This is a genomic window from Pseudomonas sp. S06B 330 (assembly GCF_002845275.2).
Lineage (GTDB): Bacteria > Pseudomonadota > Gammaproteobacteria > Pseudomonadales > Pseudomonadaceae > Aquipseudomonas.
The window spans coordinates 2140256-2166658 of the sequence record NZ_CP088149.1 but is presented as its reverse complement, the minus strand read 5'-3'; the positions used below and the strand labels follow the sequence as shown (position 1 = coordinate 2166658).

The 26403-nt window shown below is 59.8% G+C and carries 24 protein-coding genes, 2 tRNA genes and 1 pseudogene; 14 read left to right on the top strand and 13 right to left on the bottom strand.

Translation table 11 applies throughout. The features are described 5' to 3' along the window. Position 1 precedes the first annotated feature (1 nt). The 5 genes from CX511_RS09840 to CX511_RS09820 all read right to left on the bottom strand — a co-directional run bounded on the left by CX511_RS09840 (position 2) and on the right by CX511_RS09820 (position 2065). Positions 2-427 (bottom strand): bifunctional (p)ppGpp synthetase/guanosine-3',5'-bis(diphosphate) 3'-pyrophosphohydrolase, encoded by a 426-nt coding sequence (locus CX511_RS09840; RefSeq protein WP_045184318.1) that lies wholly within the window; start codon positions 425-427, stop codon positions 2-4. Positions 428-440: 13 nt separating this feature from the next. Continuing rightward, a complete protein-coding gene (locus CX511_RS09835) occupies positions 441-956 on the bottom strand; it encodes a GNAT family N-acetyltransferase (protein ID WP_045184320.1) in 516 nt (171 codons plus the stop codon). Positions 957-1009: 53 nt separating this feature from the next. Next, complete coding sequence (locus CX511_RS09830) at positions 1010-1579, bottom strand: SPOR domain-containing protein (RefSeq protein WP_045184323.1); 570 nt, start codon at positions 1577-1579, stop codon at positions 1010-1012. A 175-nt stretch (positions 1580-1754) separates the two neighbouring features. Then, a tRNA-Val gene (locus CX511_RS09825) sits at positions 1755-1831 on the bottom strand. Between the two features lie 157 nt (positions 1832-1988). Continuing rightward, a tRNA-Val gene (locus CX511_RS09820) sits at positions 1989-2065 on the bottom strand. Positions 2066-2254: 189 nt separating this feature from the next. Between CX511_RS09820 and CX511_RS09815 the strand changes: the two genes are divergently transcribed. Beyond that, positions 2255-3538, top strand: coding sequence for an NAD(P)/FAD-dependent oxidoreductase (locus tag CX511_RS09815; protein ID WP_045184326.1), 1284 nt, complete (start codon positions 2255-2257; stop codon positions 3536-3538). Between the two features lie 21 nt (positions 3539-3559). Here the strand turns inward: CX511_RS09815 and CX511_RS09810 are convergent, their stop codons facing one another. Beyond that, complete coding sequence (locus CX511_RS09810; protein ID WP_101292845.1) at positions 3560-4303, bottom strand: peptidase C39 family protein; 744 nt, start codon at positions 4301-4303, stop codon at positions 3560-3562. A gap of 161 nt (positions 4304-4464) precedes the next feature. Between CX511_RS09810 and CX511_RS09805 the strand changes: the two genes are divergently transcribed. Further along, a complete protein-coding gene (locus CX511_RS09805; protein ID WP_177327785.1) occupies positions 4465-4641 on the top strand; it encodes a hypothetical protein in 177 nt (58 codons plus the stop codon). A 135-nt stretch (positions 4642-4776) separates the two neighbouring features. Here the strand turns inward: CX511_RS09805 and CX511_RS09800 are convergent, their stop codons facing one another. Both CX511_RS09800 and CX511_RS09795 read right to left on the bottom strand, forming a co-directional pair. Further along, positions 4777-5535: a TerC family protein gene (locus CX511_RS09800; RefSeq protein WP_101292843.1), complete on the bottom strand. Its 759-nt coding sequence runs from the start codon at positions 5533-5535 to the stop codon at positions 4777-4779. 31 nt (positions 5536-5566) lie between these two features. Next, entirely contained in the window at positions 5567-5806 is a 240-nt protein-coding gene (locus tag CX511_RS09795; protein ID WP_045184334.1) for a hypothetical protein, read from the bottom strand. 136 nt (positions 5807-5942) lie between these two features. On the opposite strand from CX511_RS09795, the gene nhaR reads away from it, so the two are divergent. Continuing rightward, positions 5943-6839 (top strand): transcriptional activator NhaR, encoded by an 897-nt coding sequence (gene nhaR, locus CX511_RS09790; protein ID WP_101292840.1) that lies wholly within the window; start codon positions 5943-5945, stop codon positions 6837-6839. Here the strand turns inward: nhaR and CX511_RS09785 are convergent. Beyond that, entirely contained in the window at positions 6829-7983 is a 1155-nt protein-coding gene (locus CX511_RS09785; RefSeq protein WP_045184341.1) for an MFS transporter, read from the bottom strand. The genes nhaR and CX511_RS09785 overlap by 11 nt on opposite strands. Positions 7984-8200: 217 nt before the next feature. Between CX511_RS09785 and sstT the strand changes: the two genes are divergently transcribed. Both sstT and CX511_RS09775 read left to right on the top strand, forming a co-directional pair. Further along, a complete protein-coding gene (gene sstT, locus CX511_RS09780) occupies positions 8201-9412 on the top strand; it encodes a serine/threonine transporter SstT (protein ID WP_045184344.1) in 1212 nt (403 codons plus the stop codon). A 96-nt stretch (positions 9413-9508) separates the two neighbouring features. Next, positions 9509-10153, top strand: a complete 645-nt coding sequence (locus CX511_RS09775; RefSeq protein WP_101292839.1) for a YceH family protein — start codon at positions 9509-9511, stop codon at positions 10151-10153. Positions 10154-10941: 788 nt separating this feature from the next. On the opposite strand, the gene CX511_RS09770 is transcribed toward CX511_RS09775, so the two are convergent. Beyond that, on the bottom strand, positions 10942-11760 hold the full coding sequence (locus tag CX511_RS09770) for a shikimate 5-dehydrogenase (RefSeq protein ID WP_101292837.1): 819 nt from the start codon (positions 11758-11760) through the stop codon (positions 10942-10944). 155 nt (positions 11761-11915) lie between these two features. Here CX511_RS09770 and CX511_RS09765 point away from each other — a divergent pair, with 155 nt between their 5' ends. Beyond that, a complete protein-coding gene (locus CX511_RS09765) occupies positions 11916-12878 on the top strand; it encodes a WaaS/CpsH family glycosyltransferase (protein ID WP_495122341.1) in 963 nt (320 codons plus the stop codon). A 586-nt stretch (positions 12879-13464) separates the two neighbouring features. On the opposite strand, the gene pdxR is transcribed toward CX511_RS09765, so the two are convergent. Beyond that, positions 13465-14946 (bottom strand): MocR-like pyridoxine biosynthesis transcription factor PdxR, encoded by a 1482-nt coding sequence (gene pdxR / locus CX511_RS09760; RefSeq protein ID WP_045184356.1) that lies wholly within the window; start codon positions 14944-14946, stop codon positions 13465-13467. A 103-nt stretch (positions 14947-15049) separates the two neighbouring features. Between pdxR and CX511_RS09755 the strand changes: the two genes are divergently transcribed. The 3 genes and pseudogenes from CX511_RS09755 to pbpG all read left to right on the top strand — a co-directional run bounded on the left by CX511_RS09755 (position 15050) and on the right by pbpG (position 17111). After that, positions 15050-15520, top strand: coding sequence for a GNAT family N-acetyltransferase (locus CX511_RS09755; protein WP_045184359.1), 471 nt, complete (start codon positions 15050-15052; stop codon positions 15518-15520). Positions 15521-15902: 382 nt separating this feature from the next. Continuing rightward, positions 15903-16055: pseudogene (locus tag CX511_RS09750) on the top strand (integrase); the annotation flags it as partial. A 132-nt stretch (positions 16056-16187) separates the two neighbouring features. Then, positions 16188-17111, top strand: coding sequence for a D-alanyl-D-alanine endopeptidase (pbpG, locus tag CX511_RS09745; RefSeq protein WP_045184363.1), 924 nt, complete (start codon positions 16188-16190; stop codon positions 17109-17111). 42 nt (positions 17112-17153) lie between these two features. Here the strand turns inward: pbpG and CX511_RS09740 are convergent, their stop codons facing one another. Continuing rightward, on the bottom strand, positions 17154-17588 hold the full coding sequence (locus CX511_RS09740) for a hypothetical protein (protein ID WP_045184365.1): 435 nt from the start codon (positions 17586-17588) through the stop codon (positions 17154-17156). 233 nt (positions 17589-17821) lie between these two features. Here CX511_RS09740 and pvdM point away from each other — a divergent pair, with 233 nt between their 5' ends. Continuing rightward, positions 17822-19177: a pyoverdine-tailoring dipeptidase-like protein PvdM gene (gene pvdM / locus CX511_RS09735; RefSeq protein ID WP_101292835.1), complete on the top strand. Its 1356-nt coding sequence runs from the start codon at positions 17822-17824 to the stop codon at positions 19175-19177. 226 nt (positions 19178-19403) lie between these two features. Here pvdM and CX511_RS09730 read toward each other — a convergent pair whose 3' ends face one another. After that, positions 19404-20741 (bottom strand): lysine N(6)-hydroxylase/L-ornithine N(5)-oxygenase family protein, encoded by a 1338-nt coding sequence (locus CX511_RS09730; protein WP_045184369.1) that lies wholly within the window; start codon positions 20739-20741, stop codon positions 19404-19406. A 227-nt stretch (positions 20742-20968) separates the two neighbouring features. On the opposite strand from CX511_RS09730, the gene CX511_RS09725 reads away from it, so the two are divergent. The 4 genes from CX511_RS09725 (at position 20969) to CX511_RS09710 (ending at position 26354) form a co-directional block, all read left to right on the top strand. Continuing rightward, positions 20969-22318: a dipeptidase gene (locus CX511_RS09725; protein ID WP_045184371.1), complete on the top strand. Its 1350-nt coding sequence runs from the start codon at positions 20969-20971 to the stop codon at positions 22316-22318. A gap of 9 nt (positions 22319-22327) precedes the next feature. After that, entirely contained in the window at positions 22328-23611 is a 1284-nt protein-coding gene (pvdN, locus tag CX511_RS09720) for a pyoverdine-tailoring periplasmic protein PvdN (protein ID WP_101292833.1), read from the top strand. A 36-nt stretch (positions 23612-23647) separates the two neighbouring features. Beyond that, positions 23648-24562 carry a dihydropyoverdine dehydrogenase gene (pvdO, locus tag CX511_RS09715; protein WP_045184373.1) on the top strand — a complete coding sequence of 305 codons (915 nt, stop codon included), beginning with the start codon at positions 23648-23650 and terminating at the stop codon, positions 24560-24562. Between the two features lie 142 nt (positions 24563-24704). After that, positions 24705-26354, top strand: coding sequence for a cyclic peptide export ABC transporter (locus CX511_RS09710; RefSeq protein WP_045184375.1), 1650 nt, complete (start codon positions 24705-24707; stop codon positions 26352-26354). Positions 26355-26403: the final 49 nt, after the last annotated feature.

The window sequence follows — 26403 nt, the reverse complement described above, 5'->3', positions numbered from 1 at the left end:
TTCAGGCCAGCGCCTGCAGGTAGGCGCTGGCCTGCTGGTAGCGGGCCAGCCGTGCCATGTCTTCCGGGCCAGGCATGGCGATGCGCGAGAGGTCACTGTTATCGGCAAGGTCGGCAAGTTTCACCACCCGCGCCAAGGGGTCGCCACCCAGGCGGATGACGAATGCCTCATAGCTTTCTTCGTCCCGGCGGCTCAGTGCCTGCACTGCCGCCAGGATCTTCAGGGCAAAGCCCTCACGGGCCAGGTCCGACAAGGTCATGGCCGAATCTTCAAGCACATCGTGCAACACGGCGACGATGCGCTGTTCGGCAGTCGAGACCCGCAGCATCACCCGCAACGGATGCAGGATATAAGCGGCGCCGCCCTTGTCCTGCTGCCCCTCGTGCGCCCTGGCCGCCACTGCAATGGCCCGCTCCAGTGTAGACATAAGGCCCTCCTGCTCAACGTTCACGTCGTTTCAGACGTGCCATGCTGTAAACGTCGGTCAACCTGCCGTCCCGCAAAGCATAGTCAAGCAATTGTCCTTCGACATCAAAGCCATGGCGCTTGTACAAGGCCAGCGCCGGTTGATTGTCGGTGTAGACCGTAAGCTCAACCCGCTGCAGGCCCATCCAGTTGTCCGCCACCTCAAGCGCCGCCGCCAGCAAGCGACTGCCCACGCCCTGCCCTTGCCAGGCGGGCGCCACGGCCATGCCGATACTGCCACTGTGCGCGCGACGCACGCGGGTGCTCTGATCCAGCGAGCAGTTGCCGATCACTTCACCTTGATGCACGGCGACCAGGGGCAAGATGTGCTCATTGTGCTGGCTCAGGCGCTGGCGCCAGAGATCGCCTGACAGAAAGGGCAGTTGCGTGGTTTGGCGGGTGACTTGCGGGTGGCTGTACAGCGCGACCAAGCCATCGATGTGTTGAGCGGTGGCGCGCTGCAGGGTTATGGCGGGGGATGCATCCTTCATCACGGCTCTCCTTGCGTTGAGCCGTGAGTGTACGGGGCCGGGGAAGGCCCTGGCTAGCGGGTGACGCCGTGCTGGATGACTACCGAGTCGGTGCCCAGGCGCGCCATGACATCCTCTTGGCGGGTTTGCGCTTCGGCCTTGGTAGGGAACGGGCCGAGCAGAACAACCGGTTTGCCGTCACGGTATTCAACGGACGAAGGGATCTGCTTTTCGATCAGGCGCGCGGTCATGTCACTGAGGGCGCCCATGTTCGGGCCCTGGACGATTTCGACATCCCAGCCTTCAGGCGCCGGCTGCTCAGCCAGGGCGTCGGCACGGCGCTGCAGATCGGCACCACCACAGATGTCGCGGATACGCAGGTTGCTGCCCTTGTCGGCGAGGATGATTTCGTAGCCGTCGGCCTGCTTGATGGCGACATAGCTGCGGTAAGGCAGGAAGGCACCGGCGTCGTCTTTGCTGCGCACCTGGCCGCAGATGGCGCCCTGCTTGTCGATCCGCACGTTGCCGAACTTGGCTGTTTTGGGGTTGGGCAACTGCTCGGCAATTTGCTTGTGCACGCCTTCGACTGCATTTTCGCAGCCGGCCAGAGCCAATACCGCCATTACCATCGCCACTTTGCGCACGCGTCTACCTCCTGAATTCAAGCGGCGGATTTTAGCATTTGTGGGCTACCCCAGGGGGTACAATCGGTGGCCTTGCCGGCGATTGGGCTGCAACGCAGCCCCGATATTGCAGTAATCCGAGCGCAGCAGAATGCAAAAAGGGCGATCCTTTCGGATCGCCCTTTCTGTCGAGATTTGGTAGGCACAATTGGACTCGAACCAACGACCCCCACCATGTCAAGGTGGTGCTCTAACCAACTGAGCTATGTGCCTGCTGTGGGGCGCATAATACGCAGGTCTGTACCTGTCGTAAAGCGAAATTTTATAAAAAAATCAGCAGCTTTGAACTTTTACACAAAACGCCGCAAAACAAAAAAGGCGACCCTCTCGGATCGCCTTTTCAGCACCGCCAGCAGGGGCGGATTTGATTTGGTAGGCACAATTGGATTCGAACCAACGACCCCCACCATGTCAAGGTGGTGCTCTAACCAACTGAGCTATGTGCCTGCTGTGTGGCGGCATTCTACGCATTCGTCAGACAGTGTCAACTGTTTTTTTCAAGCTAACTCACTGAATATCAAACGTATTTGCCAAAACCGGGGGGGTAAAGGATTTTTAACACACGACTAGCGGGTGTTTATTATTATTGATAGCATCGGTACAGTCGTAAAAAATATAAAACAGAGGTTTCGCAGCATGTCCAATACCCCCTACCCTCAGTCCTACTACGCCGCATCGGCCAATCCGGTACCGCCGCGCCCGGCGCTGCAGGAAGAGGTACAGACCGACGTCTGCGTGATCGGCGCAGGCTACACCGGTTTGTCCAGCGCCCTGTTCCTGCTGGAAGCGGGCTTTAGTGTGACCGTGCTGGAAGCCGCCAAAGTCGGTTTCGGCGCTTCGGGCCGCAACGGTGGCCAGATCGTCAACAGTTATAGCCGCGACATCGATGTCATCGAACGCACCGTCGGCCCTAAACAAGCACAGCTGCTCGGCCACATGGCTTTCGAGGGCGGGCGCATCATCCGTGAGCGCGTGGCCAAGTACAACATCCAGTGCGACCTGAAAGACGGTGGCGTATTCGCTGCCCTGACCCCCAAGCAGATGGGCCACCTGGAATCGCAAAAACGCCTGTGGGAGCGCTTCGGCCATACCCAACTGGAACTGATGGACCAGAAGCGCATTCGTGAAGTCGTCGATTGCGATCAGTACCTGGGCGGCATGCTCGACATGAGCGGCGGCCACATCCATCCGTTGAACCTGGCCCTGGGCGAAGCCGCCGCGGTCGAGTCGCTGGGCGGCAAGATCTACGAACAATCTCCAGCGGTACGCATCGAGCGTGGCGCCAACCCGGTTGTGCACACTCCGCAAGGTAAAGTGCGCGCCAAGTTCATCATCGTGGCCGGTAACGCCTACCTGGGCAATCTGGTGCCGGAACTGGCCGCCAAGTCCATGCCGTGCGGTACTCAGGTGATCACCACTGAGCCACTGGGCGACGATCTGGCCCGCCAGCTGCTGCCGCAAGACTACTGCGTCGAAGACTGCAACTACCTGCTCGACTACTACCGCCTGACCGGCGACAAGCGCCTGATCTTCGGTGGTGGCGTGGTGTACGGCGCGCGTGATCCTGCGAACATCGAAGCCATTATCCGGCCGAAAATGCTCAAGGCCTTCCCCCAGCTCAAAGACGTGAAGATCGACTACGCCTGGACTGGTAACTTCCTGCTGACCCTGTCGCGCCTGCCTCAGGTCGGCCGTCTGGGCGACAACATCTACTACTCGCAGGGTTGCAGTGGCCACGGCGTCACCTACACCCACCTGGCGGGCAAGGTGCTGGCCGAGGCCCTGCGTGGTCAGGCTGAGCGTTTCGACGCCTTCGCCGAGCTGCCGCACTACCCGTTCCCGGGTGGCCAGCTGCTGCGCGTACCGTTCAGCGCCCTGGGTGCCTGGTACTACAGTCTGCGCGACCGCCTGGGCTTCTAAGCCCAAAGCCCGCCCGCGCCGTCACTGCCCCAGGGCGCTGACGGCCTGGCGGGCTGCTTGTTCCTGGCCCGCCTGGGCCAGGTCATTGGCCGCCTTCAGCCAACGCTGACGGTCAACTTGGGCCGGCAATTGGCCCGGCGGCTGCACCAACACTGCCCAACTCCCCTGCTCATTCCATGCCGATGTGAAGTCATCGAAGTCCATCAACATGCGCCGGTGCATACCGGCACGCAGCAGTACCCGCTGCTTGTAGCTGTCGTAACCGACCAGCACGGCATAGCGCGGTTCAGAGAAGAACGTCGAGCCTTCGGCATAGCGCAACAGCACTGGATTACCTGCGGCCACCTGGGCCAGCAAGGCGTTCAGTTTCGGCTCCAGTGGATAGACCACCATGCCGTACTGACGGGCGACGTTTTGCATCGAATCCTGCAGTTTGTCCACGCCCTGCGGCAGACCCAGGGGTTGCTCAAGCAAACCTGGGGTAATGCGCACGCCCTGTTGCGAAAGGATCGCTGCCAAGGCCATCGGCGCGCTCTGGTTGGCGTTGCCGCGGTAGAACGGCACTGAGCCGATTTCGACCCGCTGCGGCAAACCCTTGATCGGCGCTGCAGGCTGACTGGCACAACCGGCCAGGGCTAATGCCACCGCGCAGGCGGCCAGCAGGCGCCGCGGGGCGATTGAAGAACATCGGGTAGACAGTGGCAGCATGAACGCTCGCTTGTGCTGATGCCTGGCAGACAGCGCCCGGCCCTGGAGTGCGATCATAGGCTGGCTAGCGTCGTGGGTATAGAGTGCAGGCGGCTTAGAACAAAGCGGCCCAAGGGCCTAGACCATCGGTCAATAGCCTGCAACATGGCTTCGGCTAGACTCTAGGGGTGTCCGCATGGCAAGCATTATGGGCTGGCCAGGGACCTGAGGAGGCAGACATGAGCCTGACAATGGCGATCATCATGCTGGTAGGCGCCTGGTTGAGCGTCGCCGCCGCCATGCTGTGGGGCGTGCTGCGGATTGCCCGCCGCCATCACCCGCATCACACCTTGCCGAAGAACACCAGCGAGCCTGTACCGACCCGGCGTAGCCGCCGGCATGCCAATGCACATTGACCTGCAAAAAAACCTGTGGGAGCTGGCCCTGCCAGCGATGCAGGCACTGCGCGGCAACTGACACCGCGTCGAGCCCATCGCCAGCAAGACTGGCTCCCACAAGGGACCACTCCACAAGGGCAAAGCCCTTAGTGACTACTGCGCCTCGCCTTCAGCCGCTTCGCGCTTCAAGCGCGCCCGGCGCGACATGATGTTCAGCGCTTCAATCGCAGTAGAGAATGCCATCGCTGCATACACATAACCTTTCGGTACGTGAGCGCCAAAGCCTTCAGCGATCAGGGTCATGCCGATCATGATCAGGAAGCCCAGGGCCAGCATCACCACAGTCGGGTTGTCGTTGATGAACTTGGCCAGCGGGTCAGCGGCCACCAACATCACAACCACAGCGCTAATCACGGCGATGATCATGATTGGCAAGTGCTCAGTCATGCCCACTGCAGTGATGATGCTGTCGATCGAGAAGACGATGTCCAACACCAGGATCTGGCCGATAGCGGCAGCAAAGCCGAGGGTGATGGTCGAGGACGCCTTGCTTTCAGCCTTGGCCCGCGGGTCGACACTCTCGTGGATTTCAGTAGTTGCCTTCCACAGCAGGAACAGACCACCGGCAATCAGGATCATGTCCTTCCAGGAGAAGGTATGGCCGAACACATCAATGACCGGCTCGGTCAGCTGCACGATCCAGGCAATGGTACTGAGCAGACCCAAGCGCATTACCAGCGCCATGCTGATACCGATGCGGCGTGCCTTGGAGCGGAATTGCTCAGGCAACTTGTTGGTCAGGATGGAGATGAAGATCAGGTTATCGATGCCGAGCACGATCTCCATGGCCACCAGGGTGGCCAGAGCTACCCAGGCGGTCGGGCTTGCAGCGAGTTCCAACAAGTATTCCATGAATCAATCCTGCATCGAGGTAAGGGGTGGGTCAGATTTCTTTAGCGTTGTCGTCGCTTTCGGGCTTGGCAGCCTTGTCGCCTTCGGAACCGGTGGCTTCGCTGAGGGCCTGCTGGGCGGCTTCGTTGGTTTGGTCGATGGCTTGCTTGGCCGACTCCGCTGCTTGGTTGAGCATCTGCTGAGCGGATTTTTCCGCCTGCTCGCAGCCGCTCATGGTCAGCAGTGCCAGCAGCAACACCAGGGGTGTACCGATGGATTTGAGGTAAAGCATAGGTAGATCTCCATGTCATAGATCAGTGCCTGCTTAAAGGCACCGTGATGGCTGGGGATTCTAAATATCTTGATACATCAGGAAAATTCGTATTTTTACCGTTTATACTTCGGTTTTTTCGAATCGAGAAACAGCCATGCTCAATTACCGGCAGCTACATTACTTCTGGGTGGTGGCCCGCACCGGCAGTATCGTGCGTGCCGGCGAGCAGTTGAACCTGACGCCGCAAACCATCAGCGGGCAGATCAGCCTGCTCGAACAGACCTACGGCATCGAACTGTTTCGCCGGGTCGGGCGGCAGTTGGAGCTGACCGAAAGCGGCCGTCAGGCACTGACCTATGCCGAACAGATGTTCCAGATTGGCGGTGAGCTTGAGGCGATGCTGCGCACCCGCCCGGATGAGCAGCAAATTCTGTTTCGAGTCGGGGTGGCGGATGTGGTGCCCAAGTCCATCGTCTATCGCCTGTTGGCGCCTACCATGGACATGGAAGACGCCCTGCGCCTGAGCTGCCGCGAAGACAAGCTCGAGCGCTTGTTGGCCGACCTGGCGATTCAGCGCCTGGACTTGGTGATTTCCGACAGTCCGATGCCCAGCTACCTGGATATCAAGGGCTACAGCCAGCGCCTGGGTGAATGCGGCATCAGCTTCTTCGCCACCCCTGCCCTGGCCGCGGGTTTGGACAAGGATTTCCCTGCCTGCCTGCAACACGCACCGCTGTTGATTCCCGGCCAGGAAACCGTGGTTCGTAGCCGCCTGCTGCGCTGGTTCGCCGAGCAGCAAATCCAGCCGCGGATTGTCGGCGAGTTCGACGACAGTGCACTGATGCAGGCCTTCGGCCAATCCGGCAGTGGGATCTTCATCGGCCCCAGCGTGATTGCCGATGAGGTCTGTCGACAATATGGTGTTGAGCGGATCGGCCAGACCGACGCGGTCATCGAGTCGTTCTATGCCATTTCGGTGGAGCGCAAGGTCAAGCACCCGGGCATCCTCGCCATCACCGAAGGTGCCCGACGCCAACTGTTTAACTGGTAGCGCGGCTGTCACCCATGCGCATCAGCCCCAAGGCCAGCAAGACCGAGGCGCCAATCAACACCGCGGCGGCATAACCGAGGCTGGCCAGGCCCAGGTTGTCGATCACCCGACCGCCAATCATCGCCCCGAGACCAATCCCCAGGTTGCCCCCGGCGATGTTCAGTGACGCGGCAAACGCCGGTGCCTGGGGCGCAGCCTTGATCAAGCGTACGTGGCTGACCAGAAACAACGCAGCCTGAGTCGCCCCCCAGATTGCCAACGCCGCCATCAGGCCATAGGTGGAATGAATGCTCGGCACCAGGGCGATCAGGCCCACCAGCATCAGCGCACAAAAGCCGCCGGAGGCCAGCAGTGGATGGCGGTCCACAGCGCGACCGCCGAGGCTGTTGCCGATCAGACCCACCGCGCCAAAGCCCATCAGGTACCAACCGACCCGCGCACCGTCGAAGCCGGCCAGGCGCTCGAGGATATCGGCCAGGTAGGTGTAGACGGTGAACATGCCGCTGAACACCAGCACCGAGAGCAGTACATGGCCTTGCAGCAAACGGCTGCGCAGGATGCCAAACTGCCCACGCAGCGAGGTAGCCTGGTTATGCCTAGGCGTGCGGGGCAGATAAAGGTGCAGCAACAACGCCTTGGCCAGCGCCAAGACGGCCAGCAAGGCAAAGGCTGCGCGCCAGCCCAGGGCATCGCCCACCAACGTGCCGACCGGAATGCCAAATACCGTGGCACAGACCACACCAAAGCTGATTTTCGAAATGGCCCGCCCGGCATAGGCCGGCCCGACAATGTCCACCGCTGTTTCACTGGCCAGCGCCCAGAACACCGGCAACCCCAACGCTGGCAGCAACCGCGCCACACCCATTACGTAGATATTCGGGGCCACAGCAGCCAAGGCATTGCAGGCGGCGAACAACACCAGGATGCCGACGAACAGACGCTTGCGATCAAAGCGCGCGCACCAGGCGGTGAGAAACGGGCCGAAGCACGCCACGGTAAAGGCAAACAGGGTCACCAACAGCCCGGCCTGAGGCACGCTGACCGCCAGGTCACGGGCGATGCCGGGCAGGAGGCCAACAATCACGAACTCGGTGGTCAACACGGTGAAGCCGGCCGCAGCCAGCAACAGAATCGGCAGTAACATCTACACTCCAAAGCGCTAAACATCCACGGCGCTGGGCCGTTTCCAAGGGGCGCGCATACTACACGCCTGTCCGTCGGTCTGACACAGGGCAATCACCGATCGTGCCCTGCTGTGCTAAAGTCGCGCCCCTTTCGTGGCCCTGATCGCCCGACGCCCTCGTATTTCCCGGCGTCGCGACGGGCCGGCTGCCCTTTTACAAGACTGAGAAACACCCGACATGACACCTGTTCTAAAGATGTTGAACCGTACCAGTCTGGTGGTACAGATCATGATCGGCCTTATGGCCGGTATCGCCCTGGCCTTGATCGCCCCCGAGGTTGCCTTGAGCCTGGGCTTTATTGGCAAGGTGTTCGTCTCCGCCCTTAAGGCCGTGGCGCCGATTCTGGTGTTCATCCTGGTCATGGCCTCGATTGCCAACCATAAACACGGGACCGAAACCCATATTCGGCCGATTCTGGTGCTGTACCTGTTCGGCACTTTCGCCGCTGCCGTGGTCGCTGTGGTGGCCAGCATGGCCTTCCCGTCGAACCTGGCCTTGAGCACCTCAGATGTAGCCCTCAGCGCCCCAGGCGGTATCGCCGAAGTGTTGCAAAGCCTGCTGCTGAGCGTGGTCGACAACCCGGTCAGCGCGTTGATGAACGCCAACTTCATCGGCATCCTGGCCTGGGCTATCGGCTTGGGTGTGGCTATTCGTCACGCTGGGCAAACCACTCGCACCGTGGTCGAAGACCTGTCCAATGGTGTCACCCTGATCGTGCGGGTGGTGATTCGCTTTGCGCCGCTGGGTATTTTCGGCCTGGTGGCCTCAACCCTGGCGCAGTCCGGCCTGGACGCCCTGCTCGGCTACCTGCATTTGCTGGCCGTACTGATCGGCTGCATGCTGTTCGTCGCCCTGGTGGTCAACCCGCTGATCGTGTTCTGGAAAATCCGCCGCAACCCATTCCCGCTGGTACTGCTGTGCCTGCGCGAGAGCGGTATCACCGCGTTCTTCACCCGCAGCTCGGCGGCTAACATTCCGGTCAACCTGGCCTTGAGCGAACGTCTCGGCCTGCACGAAGACACCTACTCGGTATCGATTCCACTGGGTGCGACCATCAATATGGCCGGCGCTGCGATCACCATTACCGTGCTGACGCTGGCCGCCGTCCATACCCTGGGCATTGCCGTCGATATTCCAACCGCCATCCTCCTCAGCGTCGTCGCTGCGGTGTGCGCCTGTGGTGCTTCAGGTGTGGCCGGTGGTTCGCTGCTGTTGATTCCGTTGGCGTGCAGCCTGTTCGGCATTCCCAGTGAAATCGCCATGCAGGTGGTTGCCGTGGGTTTCATCATCGGTGTGCTGCAGGATTCGGCGGAAACCGCGCTGAACTCCTCCACCGACGTGCTGTTTACTGCCGCGGCCTGCATGGCCGAGGAACGCCGGAGCGCCTGATCCTGAGCAGCAGCCGGTGCGCCCTGCACCGGCTGCTTGTGTTTTACCCTGTCACGCACCTAGGCTAGAGGCCTTTCTTCGCATAGAGACAGGGCCATGTCCGCTGAAACCGAATCCCCCGCACAAGCGCGTTTCAACAGCAGCGAAATTCGCGTGCTGGGCTCGTTGATTGAAAAGCAAGCCACCAGCCCGGAAACCTACCCACTGACCTTGAATGCCCTGGTTCTGGCCTGCAACCAGAAGACCAGCCGCGAGCCTGTGACCAACCTCAGCCAGGGCCAGGTTGGCCAAGCCTTGCGCGCTCTTGAAGGCCAGGGTCTGACCCGCCTGCAGATGGGCAGCCGCGCCGACCGCTGGGAGCAGCGCGTTGACAAGGCGCTGGAGCTGGTGCCCGCCCAGGTCACCCTGCTCGGTCTGATGTTCCTGCGTGGGCCGCAGACGGTCAACGAACTGCTGACCCGCAGCAACCGCATGCATGAGTTCGAGGACGCCGAGCAAGTCGTGCATCAGTTGGAGCGCCTGATCGCCCGTGGCTTTGCCCTGCACTTACCGCGCCAGGCCGGCCAGCGTGAAGACCGCTATACCCATGCACTGGGTGACCCGGGTGAGATCGAGGCCATTCTTGCTGCCCGCCAGCAAGGGCCGGAGCGCAGTAGCACGGGTGCCGTGTCACTGGAGCGGGTCGAAGCGCTGGAGGCGCGGATTGCAGCGCTGGAAGAGCGCTTGGCGGCGCTGGAGTAAGGCCGACTAGCCCCAAGCCGCCATCCGATTACGTATGGCGGCGCAGCCTAGGCCCTGTACGAAAAGCCTTGATACTCGATGATGCTGCGTTGAAAACAGCCTCGGATGCTCATTTACAACCCGTAAACTCCGCTTCCTCGGCTGTTTTCGCCTTGCCTGACCTTCGTCTCAAACTTTTCATACAGAGCCTAGTCACTTGGTAAGTTAACCATTGCGACACAGCTATAATAGTTACCACGCTGCAACTTTATTACAAGCGTGTTACGTAGCAAAAACTTACAGTTGCCACGTCGCTATTTTACCGAGCACTCATTAATATTTATCTGGGCGCGAGGTCGATCTTAACTATGCAGGATGCGTATAGATACGGGGCAATTGACCTCGCACTCTCCTAAGCTGAATTTTGTTCCCCAAGAACATTTACCGTGAGCATGTTAACGCGTGCTCGCGGTTTTTTTGCTTTCTGCCCCCTGCCTACTGACGCCCACGCCGTCGCACATTCAAGCCACACAGCAAACATAATTACTTAATGGAAACAATATTTCAAACTTGAAACCGTACATAACACTATCACTTCAAGTCTGTTACGTAGTAAAAAATTACAGTTAGCCCATCGATATTTAAACACCCATCATTTAGTATTTCACTCAGCGCGAAGTGCAACTCCAGTGTCGGCACTGTTTCAGGAGAAGCTCCTCGCGCTGAACTCCTCTAGCTAAATATTTACCGTGAATTCTTGAGCGAGAATTCGCGGTTTTTTTATACGCCGAATATCGCGGCGTCAGCACTTACACCCGCGCATAAGCCACCGCCAAGGCCACCTGCTCAGCCGTCGGCCGTACACCGGTGTACAACACAAACTGCTCCAGCGCCTGCAAGGCAATGACTTCCAGGCCGGTGATCACGGCCTTGCCCTGCCGCTGCGCCTCAATGATCAACGGTGTGCGCGCCGGCATCGCCACCACATCAAATACCCGCTGCGCTGCCGCGATTGCATCATGGCTGAACGCTAATTGCTCAGCGTCCACCCCGCCGGCCATGCCGATCGGCGTGACGTTGATCAGCATGGGTGGGCACAGGTCGCCTAGGTCTGCCTGCCACCGATAGCCACAGCCATCCGCCAATTGGCGACCGGCCTGCTCATTACGGGCAACAATGATGCCCTGGCTGAAACCGGCATCACGTAACGCGCTGGCCACGGCTTTGGCCATACCGCCGCTACCGCGCAGGGCAAAGGCGGTGTCAGGGTCGACCTGGTGCTGTTCGAGCAGTTGGCGCACCGCCAGGTAGTCGGTGTTGTAAGCTTTGAGCCGCCCTTCGTCATTGACGATTGTGTTGATCGACTCGATAGCTAGCGCCGACGGGTCGATCTCATCGACCAGCGCCATGCAGGCTTCCTTGTACGGCATTGATACCCCGCACCCGCGGATACCCAGCGCGCGTATTCCCCCCACCGCAGCGGGCAAGTCCTGGGTGGTCATGGCCTTGTAGTAAAAATCCAGGCCCAGCTGTTGGTACAAATGGTTGTGAAAACGTACACCAAAGGTGCCTGGACGGCCGGCCAGTGAAATGCACAGGACGGTGTCTTTACCAGGGACATGGGCCATTTACGCTCCTTTGAAATCAAATCGGCAGACTAATAATTAGTTTGCTTGGTAATTTTGGGTTTGCTCGCGTAACTCACATGGGGGAGAATTGAGCACCGGCATTTGGCCACCACACGCGCGTAAGAGCCAAGTACAGCTGAGATTGGAGTGAGAGATTGAGATATTTTTTCCTTGGGTGGATCGCAGATTATGAGCAGACGATGATTAAAAATCTATCGCTGCGCCATAGCACCAAGATCATCAGCACGCCCAAAAAAACCAAACGCCTCAATCGCTACATCACAAAAATTAATAAATTCTTCAAGGCCAACGTCATCAACAATGCGTGGTTGGCAAAAAAGTTATGGCGGCCGCACAACGTCACCACCCGCGATATCCTTATCTGCAATGATTGGCAGTTCAAACGAAGCTTTCAGCCAACCTTGATTAAGCATTTCAACGGCAAAAAAGTACTGTTGGTTAGAAACATAGTCGACGCAGACTTCATGCACAGCATCGAAGGGATTTTTGACAAGGTCTACAGCTTTGACGCGGCGCAATGCCAAGCGTTCGGCATGGACTACATGAATCAATTTTTCCCTTATGGGGTTGACGATGCCAAGCATCTGCATAACCAGGTAGCCGAGCCCAGCCATGCAGCGAAGTGCTTCTTCTTAGGCCGCGATAAAGGCCGCACGGCGGCTATCGAGTCCATCGCGGAAAAGCTTCGCCATGTAAATTGCATCGCCGATTTCCATATCGTCAAGGACGATAAAACCCAGGCAGTGTCGCAATACCATATCGACGAAGGCCTTTCTTATGACGAAAACCTCAGAAAGTCGATTAACGCTACGGTACTGGCAGACATCAACCAGGCCGGACAAACCGGTATTACCTTGCGGGTACTGGAGTCGATGTTTTTCAACAAAAAACTTATTACGTCAAACCCTACGATTGCGGCGCATGACTTTTACCGCCCGGAAAACGTATTCATCATTGACCAGCACAACGCCGACAACCTTGATGCCTTCATAAATACCGACGCAACAGCCCTACCCAATGAACTGCTGCATCAGTACAGCCCTGATTACATGCTGGAAAAAATCACTCGCGACACATCACACACGGCCCATGCATAACCCGAGCGGCCGGCTGCCCACGCTTTATAACCTTATGACTGAAATCGGCCCGCGGCAGGCGGCGACTGGGTATATGGCGGGGCAGCTACCGGGTACGCAAAAGGGCACAAGATTAAATTTCGTTCATCTATGGCCCAAGGCTCACGGGCGAATCGACAGACTCTAGGCCATATTCCAGAGATGTTTTTTGCGGTTGGCTGAGTTCCTGAATGTGGCGAAACCCAGCAAAAATGGGCCTTTCGCCACCCTCCATCACGCTCGACAACCCACCGAAACACAGCGATTGGTACAAAAATTGGTACGAGATCGTTACCCGATCTGCGGCGTTCTGTCGACCGAACTGAACGTCCTAAATCATAGTAGCCACTGGCAAAGCCAGTAAAACCAATCCGTTGAGTCGCCCGCAGCTGTTCACGTTTGTCTCATAAGACCTACAGAAGTACACGCTGACAAACGGCGTGATTCACGATCTGTACACGCTACCTCTCCGGCGTTCTGCCACCAGGGAGCTGCTTCCATTCCAACGTTCTCCTCGGCAGCAAGGAGATGAGTTTAATACTCCTCGCTACCTATAGCCGGCCGCAAACTACCTGAGCAGGCCCGCAAATACCTTCGCCAGATTCTCCACCGAGGCGCGCATCTCGCTAGGCGTGTGTGCCGCGAACCCCATCAACACGCCAACATCATTCCTCGGTGTCGCATGCAACCTGCCGAGCCCCAGCAGGTCGATACCAACCGCTTTTGCCGCCGTGACCACAGCATCTTCCGGCAGGTCCTGGACGAAATGGCAGGGCATCTGCAATCCTCCGGCAGGGATGCGCGGCGCTAGAAACTCCCCCAGACGCTTGTGCAAAAGTTCAGCTAGTACGTCCCGTCTCTCGGCATACAGCGCCCTCATGTTCCGCACATGAGCCGTGTAGTGCCCGCCTTCCATAAACCTTGCCAATGTCAGCTGGGCAATAGACGCCGTATGCCCATCCTGCAGCGTGCGTGCACTCGTCATCGGGGCGACGAGGGAGGGTGGCAACAACATGTAGCCAATACGTAGCCCCGCGAACAGCGACTTGGTGAAGGTGCCGATGTAGAGTGTCCGCTCATGCGGATCCAGGCCCTGCACGCAAGCAGTCGGCCGGCCTTCGTAGTGGAATTCGCTATCGTAGTCATCCTCAATGATCCAGGCACGCTGCTGCCTTGCCCATTCGATCGCGAGCAACCGTCTATCTAGCGACAACGTCGCACCAGTTGGATATTGATGGGAAGGCGTAAGAAAAACCGCCCTGGCATTAGTGGCCAGCGAGCTCATACCCTCCACCTGCATGCCGCTATCATCCACCGGCACAGGAACGCACTTGAGGCCTGCGGCGACGACAGCTTTGTGGGTGCCTTGGTATAGCGGGTCTTCGACCAGCACCTGGTCGTCCGCATCCATGAGTATTTGCGCACACAGGCCAAGCGCCTGTTGTGAACTGGTGAGAATCAGCACCCGATCGGCGGACGCCTTCGCCCCACGCTCAAGGTTGAGGTAGTCAGCGATTGCAATCCGCAGTGAGGCCATGCCTTGGGGCGCACTGTGCTCCAGAGCCTGGGTGCCATATTCCTTATACACTTGGCGCTCCAGCTTTTCCCAGATCGCCAGGGGAAAGCGCCGGGTCTCGGCTACCCCAGGTGCGAATGGGCGTGGCGCTTGAAAGTTGTCCACGCCCCCGCCCTGAAGCACGCCCATCGCCCTGCGGCTAAGCGGAGGTGGGCCATCGCAGACGGCCTCACGTTGGCGCTTTCGTAATGGCAGGTGCCGAGCGCGTTGCGACACGAAACTTCCACTGCCCACGCGGCGCTCGATGTAGCCCTCTGCATGCAACTGGCTGTAGGCAGCCTCTACGGTATCCCGTGACACGCCTAGGGAGTGGGCCAACGGACGTGAGGCAGGCAACGCCTTGCCGACCGGCAGCGCGCCATCAAGAACCAATTGACGAATCGCCCTCTGGATACGTACATGCAACGACAATGCTCCGTGGGCGGGATCGCTCATCCAGGCTTTGACTGACTGCAACTGTGAGTGCTTGAACATTGGTCTGGTTCATTTGAAGAAAGTGGTAGGGCAATTCCTGCCATTCTATCGTTATAAATGCACCTGTTTTCCAACCATCTCTCACACTGAAAGGGGTTTCACGATGACAGCTGCACAACAATTCGTTTCCGTTCGCAACTTGGAGCAGAGTGATTTTCAACAATGGTCCGTGTACTGGGATCAGTATCAGGCGTTCTACAAGGTGGCACTGGACAAGGAAACGACGGAGCTGACCTGGGCTCGTTTCTTCAACTCGGCAGAGCCCGTGCACTGCGCCGTTGCCACGGACGGTAGCCGGCTTCTCGGCTTCGTCCATTTTGTTTTCCATCGCTCGACCTGGGCGCGTAACGACTTTTGCTACCTGGAGGACCTGTACGTCTGCTCTAGTGCCCGAGGGAAAAGGGTCGGCAAGCAGTTGATCGAGTTTGTTCAAGGCCAGGCGCAGGAGAAACGCTGCGATCGGCTCTACTGGCATACCCAGGAGACTAACCAGACCGCACAGCGGCTGTACGACTGGATAGCCGAAAAGCCGGGGGTGATCGAATACCGGATGGCGCTGCCTGGGCAGGACTAAAGCGAACATCATGCAGCGCTTGAGGATAGAAAAATTTCGGAGCTCACACCCCAAAATTTCTGAACTCCGAGCTTTTCGAGCGCGCAAAGAAAAACCCCGCAGACGTTAATCTGCGGGACTTTCAGTAATTGAGGCCGCGGTCGGAATCGAACCGGCGTAGACGGAACTGATTTTCACCCCTCCTCCGGCGTCCTGCCGACCGAAAACAATCCCCTCCTCCCTGCAGCTCGTCACACTGAGCTGAAGAATCGACAGATGCGCGGCTGCTCGCCTACCTGGGGCGGTACTCCGCCCGCACCAGATAACCGTCAGACCTGACATCCACACATGCAGAACCGCCAAGCAGGCGCCGCAGCAGAACCAGCAAGGCACAAACGGCCCAGGGATGAACCCGGCATTCATTGCAGGCCAGCTTGGACACTCTGTCCAGGTACTGCTGTCAACCTGTGCGAAGTGGCTGAACTCGGCCAATGACTGGTCCGAACTGGAGAAGTTTGAAATGCAGCTAATTGGTACAGAATTGGTACAGGATTAAATTTCGTTCATGTTTGGCCCAATGTTTACAGGCTAATCGACAGACTCTAGGCCATACTCCAGAATGCGAGCGTTTTTTTGGGGGAAAACCCTTGCACAGCCAACGACATAACAACTTTTAGTGAGCCTCGACGTGAAAACTTCCCTGTCCATCCTAAGCCTACTGCTAATGCTCACAGGTACGGCGACTGTCACTTCGGTCGCTGCTGCGCAACCCCCGGTCCAGGAAAAACGCGATCCCTCCAAGTTGCGCCTGGCTTCTGGCGCCGCCTTGCTGATCGACCTGCAGACCAATCAGGTGCTGTACGCCAACAATGCCGACCGAGTAGTGCCTATCGCTTCGGTCACCAAGCTGATGACCGGCATGGTGGTGCTTGATGCCAAGCAGAACATGGATGAGATGCTTACCGTTACCATCGCCCAGAACAAGGAGATGAAAGGCGTGTATTCGCGGGTGAAACTGGGCAGCCAGTTAAACCGCAAGGAGATGTTACAGATCACCCTGATGTCGTCAGAAAACCGTGCAGCTTCAACCCTGGCGCACAACTATCCAGGGGGCTACAACGCTTTCATCAAAGCGATGAACGCCAAGGCCAAGGCATTGGGCATGGCCCACACCCGGTACGTGGAGCCCACCGGTCTGTCGACCTACAACGTGTCTACCGCACGCGATCTGGGCAAGTTGTTGCTGGCGGCGCGCAACTACCCGATGCTGAGCCAGTTGAGCACCACCCGCGAGAAGACCGTGGCGTTTCGCAAACCCAACTACACCCTGGGTTTTCGCAACACCGACCACCTGGTCAACAAGAGCAATTGGGACATCAACCTGACCAAGACCGGCTTTACCAACGATGCCGGGCATTGCCTGGTGCTGCTGACCCGAATGGACAACCGTCCGGTGGCCATGGTGATTCTCGATGCTTTCGGCAAGTACACCCACTTTGCCGATGCCAGCCGCATGCGCCAGTGGCTGGAGACCGGCAGTACCAAACCGGCACCGGCAGTAGCCATGCGCTACAAGTCTGATCGCAGCCAGAACCGTCCCGCGCTTGACTGAAGTCAGCGGGCCTGAGCGCGTTACGCGCCAGGCCTGCTGGGGTCAAGCGCTGGTGCTGACCATACTGCCCGAGCTGCTGCCGCCGCTATCGAGCAGGGCCTTGAGCAGTTGCGCGGTGGCGGACTGAATCGCGCCCATGGTCGAACTCACCGCTGACTGCGCGGCAGCGATCGCCGATGCCTTGGCAGTTTCTTCCATGTTGCTGGCCATCACCGCCTGCAACTGCTTCTGCTGTTCTGCCAATTGCTTTTGCAGCTTCTCGATCATCTGGCGCAATTGCTTGATATGGGCCGGTTCGCTGCTTTCGCTGCTGTCACTCGACTGTGCCTTATTACTCTGAGCAACGCCGGCAAGATCAACCTTGAGGGTGCCCTCTTGCTCACTCGCCGTCGGGTCTTGAGCGCCAACATTGACGCTCGCCGCGCTCGCGCCGCTCAAAGCGTTGCTATTGATCGAAACCGCACTGATGCCAACCATGTGCTTATCATCCTGATGGTCTATGGGTTGTCCTGTCTATCGGCGATGTGCGCGCGAACTTTAGCCATTTGTGGTTAGCGGGCCTGCTGCGCGAGCGCCTCCACAGCCCGGACAAGCCGCGACGCGCCATAAATTTACCCCCACCTCATTCGTCCTCCTGATACCCAAGCTTTGCCCAAAGCACACCGGTGCGCCGGGCAAGCCGTTCCGATCAGCCCAGCGTTGAGATGGCAATGACCCAGACCAAATCCCGTTCCCGCAAAGCCCTGTACATCGGCCTGCCGCTTGCCCTGGCAGTGGCCGTGGGCGCCGCTGCGGGCTACTTGTACCTCAGCACAGAGCCCGCTTACCCCGCCAAGATCGTCGAACAAGCCAACACCCTGCATGAACATATGCTCTCGTTCGACAGCCATATCACCGTCCCCCTGAGCTTTGGCAGTGCTGGCCACGAAGCCGACAAGAACGGCAGCGGCCAGTTCGACTTGGTCAAGGCCGGTCAAGGCCGGTTGTCGGGCGCCGCCCTGACTATTTTCGGCTGGCCGGAGCTGTGGAATGGCCCCAATGCCCCGCACCGTCCTACTCCCGGCTTTGTCGACGAAGCCCGGCACCAGCAGGAAGTGCGCTATCAGATCATCAGCACGATGGTCCGCGACTTCCCCAACCAGGTCGGCATTGCCTATACCCCCGAGGACTTCCGTCGTCTCAACGGTGAAGGCAAATTCGCCGTGTTCATCAGCATGCTCAATGCCTACCCGCTGGGCCACGACCTGTCGCAACTGGACCTGTGGGCCAAGCGCGGCATGCGCATGTTCGGCTTCAGCTACACCGGCAACAACGACTGGGCCGACTCCTCACGGCCACTGCCGTTTTTCAATGACACGGCCGATGCCCTCGGCGGCCTGTCGCCATTGGGTGAACAGGCGGTCAAGCGCTTGAACCAGTTGGGCGTGATCATTGATGTCTCGCAGATGTCGACCCTGGCCCTGGAAGATGTTGCGCGCCTGAGTCATGCCCCCATCGTCGCCTCGCATTCAGCGCCACGCGCGCTGGTGGATATTCCGCGCAACCTCAGCGACAAGGAAATGCAACTGATCAAAAACATCGGCGGTGTCATTCAGGTGGTCGGCTTCAGCCAGTACCTCAAGCCGCTGACAAAGCCGACCCTGGACAAACTCGAAGCCCTGCGCGCTCGCTTTGATCTGCAACCGCTGCAGGGCCTGGCCAATGCCTTGATGCCCGGCGATGCGGTGATCGCCATCTGGCCAGAAGCGCGCTTCGGCGAGTACGCCGGCAGCCTCTACGGCATCCTCGAAGAAGAACCCAAAGCCAGCGTCAAGGACCTGGTCGACGCCATTGACTACACGGTGAAAAAAGTCGGCATCGATCATGTGGGCATCAGCTCGGACTTCAACGATGGCGGCGGCCTGGAGGGCTTCAAGGATGTCAGCGAAATTCGCAACGTCACCGCCGAGTTGCTCAGCCGTGGCTATACCGAGGCCGATATCAGTAAGCTGTGGGCCGGCAACTTCCTGCGGGTCTGGGAACAGGTACAAAAAGCCTCGGCGCCGGTTGCTGGCTTGACGCCCTGAGTACTGCAGCAAAAAAACGGCTCTTCACAGATTGTGGGAGCCGGTCTTGCCGGAGATGGTATCGACACAGTGTCAGTTGCTGCGCGGTGCCTGCATCGCTGGCAAGACCAGCTCCCACAAAAGCAGTGCAATGCCTCGCACTATGCTGGGGCCGGTAGCGTCACCCAATCAACGGAATAGCTCGCGCCCTACGCCCCACCCCCAAGAACATCTTCCAGCCTGGCACTCAACTGGCGGTGGCCAACAGCGAAACCTGAGCCACACGCTGGTGCCCACGCAGCTTATCCTGCTCATACAGTGACGCGGCAATTTCGTCGGCACGCACCGGCAGGACCGACAGCAAGGTATCACTCAAACCGTGACTGGCCTGACTGAACCCCTGCATATACAGACTGGCCTTGCAGCGTTCGTCGGTCAGCAGACGATAGCTGCGGTCGACTTCATAACCCTGCAGATAAGCGTCCAGCGGCGCCAGCAACTGGCGATGCAGTTGGCGCTCATAACCGGTCGCCAGCACCACCGCATCATAGTGCTGCACCTGAGTTTCACCGGTAGCGTTGTTACGCATCAGCAGCTCCACACCCTGCTCGGTACTGCGCGCCTGCTCCAGGGTGGTCAAGGTATGGAAACTGTGACGGGCCACACCCGAGACTTTCTGCCGGTAGAAGATCGCGTAAATGCGCTCGATCAAGTCCAGATCGACCACCGAGTAATTGGTGTTGTGGTATTCGTTGATCAGGCGTTCACGCTCGCTGGCCGGCTGCTGGAACACCAGGTCAGTGAACTCGGGCGAGAACACCTCGTTGACGAACGGACTGTCGTCAGCCGGCTTGAGCGCCGAACCGCGAATGATCAGGTCGACCTGCACCGACGGATAGCTGTCATTGAGGTCGATGAACGCCTCTGCCGCACTCTGCCCGCCGCCGACAATGGCAATGCGCATGGGTTTGTTGTCGACACAAGGTTGCGCCGCCATCCGCGCCAGGTACTGGGAATGGTGAAACACCCGGGCATCGCTCTTGAGCCCTTCGAACACGGCCGGAATACGCGGCGTACCACCTGGGCTGAGGACCAGCGAGCGCGTCGTACGGGCAATTTCCACCCCGCGGGCATCGCGCGATATCACCCGCAACGCCTCGACCTGCTGACTGTTCAGCACCGGCTCCACCCGTAATACCTCCTCGCCATAGCGGCTATGCGCTTCGAAATGCGAGGCCACCCAGCGCAGGTAATCATTGAATTCCATCCGGCAGGGATAGAAGGTGCCGAGGTTGATGAAGTCCACCAGGCGGCCATGCTGCTTGAGGTAGTTGACGAACGAATAGGGGCTGGTCGGGTTGCGCAGGGTCACCAGGTCCTTGAGGAAGGAAATCTGCAGCTCGCTCTGGCTGACCAAGGTGTTGCCATGCCAGCGGTAGTCCGCCTGCTTGTCCAGAAACAGCGTATCGAGCGGGCCCTGCAGTTGTCCCCGTTCTTCCAGGGCGATGGCCAGCGCCAGGTTCGAAGGGCCGAAGCCGATGCCGATCAGGTCGTGAACGACGGCCGATTCAATTGCCTGAGTCATATCCAGTGTCCTCTAGATAAGCCCCGATGGTCGGGGTGAAAACAAAGTAACCCTGTCGGTCATTGGCGAGGCGGCAGGTCGTCTGTTGACTAGGAACGAGACCAATGGCGGAAAATTTAACCCCTGTTGCAGAGCGGCGGTTCCCGCACGCCTGGCGCTTGCTCTGACGGTAAATTTTTCCTTGCCGCGCTCGTCCACCCCAGACAGCAGCGAACCAAGAGAAGGCAATGACACGACCACGTTGGCAGAACACCCTGCGCTACGGCCTGCCGGTGCTCCTCGCGCTTGGCGCAGGCGCCAGCTGGTGGGCTTGGGGTCAGGGCTACCGGGACAATCCCGGCTACAGTTTCGCGGTCATACGCCAAGCGAATGAGGTGCAGCAACGCCTGCTGTCGTTCGATGGCCATGTCAGCGTGCCACTGACCCTGGGCAGTGCGCACAACCCGGTGGATGGCGACAGCCTCGGCCAGTTCGATTTGCCCAAACTGCAGCGTGGCGGCCTGTCCGCTGCAGCGCTGACGGTGTTCGGCTGGCCGCCCATCTGGCAAGGCGAAGGTGCACCTCACCGCCCCACGGCCGAATTCGTTGCGCAAGCACGCGCACAACAGGAAGCCAGCTACCGCATCATCAGCAACATCGCCCGCGACTTTCCCGAGCGCGCTGCCATCGCCTACAGCCCTGACGACGTACGCAGGCTGCAAGGCGAAGGCAAGTTCGCGATCTTCATCAGCATGCTCAACGCCTACCCGTTGGGCACCGACATCAACCAGCTGGACCTCTGGGCCTCCCGCGGTCTGCGCATGTTCGGCTTCAACTATGTGGGCAATAACGCCTGGGCTGATTCCTCACGGCCGATGCCCTTCTTTCAGGACCGTGCCGACGCCCTCGGCGGCCTTTCACCACTTGGTCAGCAGGCGGTCCGCCGCCTCAACGACCTGGGGGTGATCATTGATGTGTCGCAGATGTCCAGCCAGGCCCTGCGCCAGGTCAGCGCCCTCAGCCGCGCGCCCCTGGTGGCCTCGCACTCCGGCCCGCGGGCGCTGGTGGATATCCCGCGCAACCTGAGCGACGATGAAATGCGCCTGATCCGCGACAGCGGCGGCGTGGTCATGATCCCCACCTACGGCGACTACCTGCGCCCGATCAGCCAGGCGACCCGCGAGCGGCTCGATCAGCTGCGCCAACGTTTCGACTTGCCCGCGTTGCCCAACCAGGCCTGGGCGCTGATGCCGGGCGATCCGGTGATTGCCAGCTGGCCCGAACAACGTTTTGGCGAGTACGCCAAAGCGCTGTACGCGATCCTTGCCGACGAGCCCAAGGCCACCCTCCAGGACTTCGGCAACGCCATCGATCATGCGGTCAAGACCATCGGCATCGATCACGTTGGCATCAGCTCCGACTTCAACGACGGCGGCGGCCTCAAGGGTTTCGAGGATGTCAGCCAGGTCCGTAACGTCACCGCCGAACTGCTGAGCCGCGGTTACGCCGAAGCCGATATCAGCAAGCTCTGGGGCGCCAACTTCCTCAGGGCCTGGGCTCAGGTTCAGCAATCCTCCAAACCCCTCAGCGCGCGATGAAACCAAGCCATGACCGACCGTAGAACATTTCTCAAACAGGCCGGGCTGTTCGCCGCTGCCCTGCCACTGGCAAGCACACTGGCCCCCAATGCCCTGGCCAGTCTGCCGGCAGCGACGCCCAGTGGCGACAAGTGGGCGCAGTTTCGCCAATTGTTCGACCAGGACCCCAACTACATTCATTTCGCCAACTTTCTGGTCACCTCGCACCCCAGACCGGTACGCGAGGCCATAGCCGTGCATCGCGCCAACCTCGACCGCAACCCTGGCCTGGCGATGGACTGGGACCTGGAGGAAACCTGGACCCGCGAAGCCGAAGTACGGCGCTGGGCCGGAAAATACCTCAACGCCAAGCCGGCGCAGATCGCCCTCACCGGCAGCACCACCGAAGGTCTGGCGATGATCTATGGCGGCATTCACGTGCGCCCCGACCAGGAAATTCTCACCACCCGTCATGAGCACTACTCGACCCATCATGTGCTGAACTTTCGCGCCGAGCGCGAAGGCACCCAGGTTCGGCGCATCGAGTTGTTCAAAGCGCCCCAGCAGGTATCCAGTGACGAGGTCCTGGGTAATATCGCCGCTAACATCCGCGCGAACACCCGCGTGTTGGGCATGACCTGGGTGCATTCGGGCAGTGGCGTCAAACTGCCCATCGGCGAGATTGGTGAACTGGTCGCCGAGCACAACCGCAAGCGCGACGACAAGGACCGCATCCTTTACGTGGTGGACGGTGTCCATGGCTTTGGCGTGGAAGACCTCGACTTTCCGCACATGCACTGTGATTTCTTCATCGCCGGCACGCACAAATGGCTGTTCGGCCCACGCGGCACCGGCATCATCTGCTCACGCTCGGAACAACTCAACGATGTCACCCCGCTGATACCGACCTTCTCCCAGGACAGCGACTTCGCCACCAGCATGACCCCCGGCGGCTACCACGCCTTCGAGCACCGCTGGGCCCTGGACAAAGCCTTTGAACTGCACCTGCAACTGGGCAAGGCCGAAGTTCAGGCACGCATCCACCAGCTCAACGCCGAACTGCGTCAACGCCTGCAGGCCATGGCGCAGATCGAGCTGGTGACACCGACCCATCCGGCCTTGTCTTCAGGTTTCAGCTTCTTTCGCGTCAAGGGCAAGGACAGCGACAAGGTGGCCGCCGAACTGATGAAGCAACGTGTCGTCGCCGACGCCGTCAACCGTGACGTTGGACCGGTGGTACGCACCGCTCCGGGCCTGCTCAACAACGAAGCCGAGATCGAGCGCTTCATGGCCATCCTGGCCAAGGCCGTCTAGTGCCGCCCTTTTCCATTATGTGAAACCGAGAGACCAATGAACTCACCGAAGCCCCGCACCTCGACCGCCAAGGCTATTACGGGCCTGGCCCTCGGCGCCCTGTTCGCCAGCCTCGTCCCCGGCCTGGTCCAGGCCAGCGAACCGCCCAAGCCAGGCGAAGTGTTCAAAGACTGCAAGGATTGCCCGGAGCTGGTTGTACTACCGGCCGGCACTTTCACCATGGGCACGCCGGAAGACGAACAGGGCCGCGAGGCCGATGAAGGCCCGATGCACGAGGTAACCTTCGCCAAGCCCTTGGCCATGAGCCGCTTTCAGGTGCTCAGCGGTGAGTGGAATGCCTACCTCAAGGACAGCGGCTACACGATGCCCAATGGCGACGACCGCCCTGGCCGCGAATGCCTTGCCGGCGTACCGCGCTACGCGCTCAGCGACGAGTACAAGCGCGGCGACAAGCATCGCTATCCGGCCGTGTGCATGGACTTCCACGAAGCCCAAGCTTATGCCGCCTGGCTGTCGAAAAAGACAGGTAAACACTATCGCCTGCTCAGCGAAGCCGAACGCGAATACGCCGCCCGCGGCGGCAGCAAAGGCCCGCAGCCCTTCCCGCGTGATGAAGGCAAGGCCTACAGCATTGCCAAGCATGCCAACACCTATGGCCCCGAAGACGGCTTCAGCTACCTTGCCCCGGCGGGCAGCTACGCGCCTAACGCCTTTGGCATCTACGACGCCCACGGCAACGTCTATGAGTGGACCGCCGACTGCCAGAACGACAGCTACGCGGGTGCGCCCAGTGACGGCAGCGCCTGGACCCAAGGCGATTGCGTGGTACGCATGATCCGCGGCAACGACTGGACCGAAGCGCCGATTTTCTCCCGCTCCGGCAACCGTAATTACCGCCGGCCGGAAACCCGCGGCGACTGGATCGGCTTTCGCGTGGTACGCGAACTCTGAGCCCTGAGCACGGGCCGACAGCCAGTTGGCAGCGTTAAATCCACCCACACCTGGCTCGTCTTTCAACACACGGCTAGCGCCCGCTCTGCGGGCCAGCCCTCCCCGCCCTAGGCTCCCAGCCCGTTGCGAACGAGGTAGTTTCATGACCGCAGCATCGCGTAGCGCCACCCGCGAACTCTTGAGCCTGCTCAAGCCCTATCGCCTGGTGGTGTTTTCTTCTATCGTCCTGGGCATCATCGGCGGCCTGGCCGTCACGGCCTTGCTCGCCACCGTCAACCAGGGCCTGCACAATGACGACGGCATGAGCAACGGCATCGTCCTGGCCTTCATTGGCCTGTGCGTGGTGGCCTTGCTCAGCAGCATTGCCGCCGACATCGGCACCAACTACGTCGGCCAGCATGTGATCGCCAGACTGCGCAAGGACCTGGGTGCCAAGGTGCTGTCGGCGCCCATCGAGCAGATTGAACGTTATCGCAGTCATCGCCTGATTCCCGTGCTGACCCACGACGTCGATACCATCAGCGATTTCGCCTTCTCCTTTGCCCCCCTGGCCATTTCCCTGACCGTAGTGGTCGGCTGTCTGGGTTATCTGGCCAGCCTGTCACTGCCCATTTTTGCTCTGACCCTGGTCGCCATCGGCCTTGGCTCGGCCATCCAGTACGTCGCCCAGAGCAAGGGCCGCCGCGGCTTCAACGCCGCGCGCGAAGCCGAGGACGATCTGCAGAAACACTACCAGGCCATTGCCGAAGGCGCCAAGGAACTGCGCATTCACCGCCCGCGCCGACAGGCCATGCTTAAACGCAACATTGAGGGCACCGCCGACCACATCCGTGACACCCATGTGCGCTCGATCAACATCTTCGTGATCGCCAAGAGTTTGGGCACGATGCTGTTTTTCGTGGTCATCGGTCTGGTTCTGGCGCTGCAATCACTGTGGCCCAGCAACGACCCGGCGGTGATCAGCGGCTTCGTGCTGGTGCTGCTGTACATGAAAGGTCCGCTGGAAAGTCTGATTGGTACATTGCCGATCATCAGCCGCGCACAAATCGCCTTTCGCCGTATCGCTGATCTTGCCGAGCGCTTCTCCTCGCCTGAGCCGCACTTGCTGCTCAGCGCCGAGCCGGGCCCGGCGCCGGTACTCGAACGCCTGGAGCTGCGCAACGTGCAGTACCGTTTTCCGGCGGTACCCGGCAGCGACCCGTTCACCCTGGGGCCCGTCAACCTGAGTATCGCACCGGGCGAGATCCTGTTTATCGTCGGTGAAAACGGCTGCGGCAAAACCACCCTGATCAAACTGCTGCTGGGCCTCTACACGCCGCACCAGGGCCAGGTGCTGCTCAACGGCAAGGCCGTCGATGCGCAAAGCCTGGACGACTACCGTCAGCATTTCACCACGATTTTCGCCGACTACTTCCTCTTCGAGGATTTGATGAAAGACGGCCGCAGCTTGCCTGCCGATGCTGGGCAATACCTGGAGCGCCTGGAGATTGCGCACAAAGTCAGCATACGTGACGGCGCCTTCACCACCACCGACCTGTCCACCGGCCAGCGCAAGCGCCTGGCCCTGGTCAGCGCCTGGCTGGACGAACGCCCGGTACTGGTGTTCGATGAATGGGCAGCCGACCAAGACCCGGCCTTCCGCCGCGTGTTCTACACCGAGCTGCTGCCGGACCTCAAACGCCTGGGCAAGACCATCATCGTCATCTCCCACGACGATCGCTATTTCGACATCGCCGACCACCTGGTGCGCATGCAGGCCGGCAAGGTCGTCAGCGAGCCCAGCTTCGCCTGACGCCCCCGCGGCGAACGCCCGTGGTTCGCCGCTTCACGTGTAAATCCGA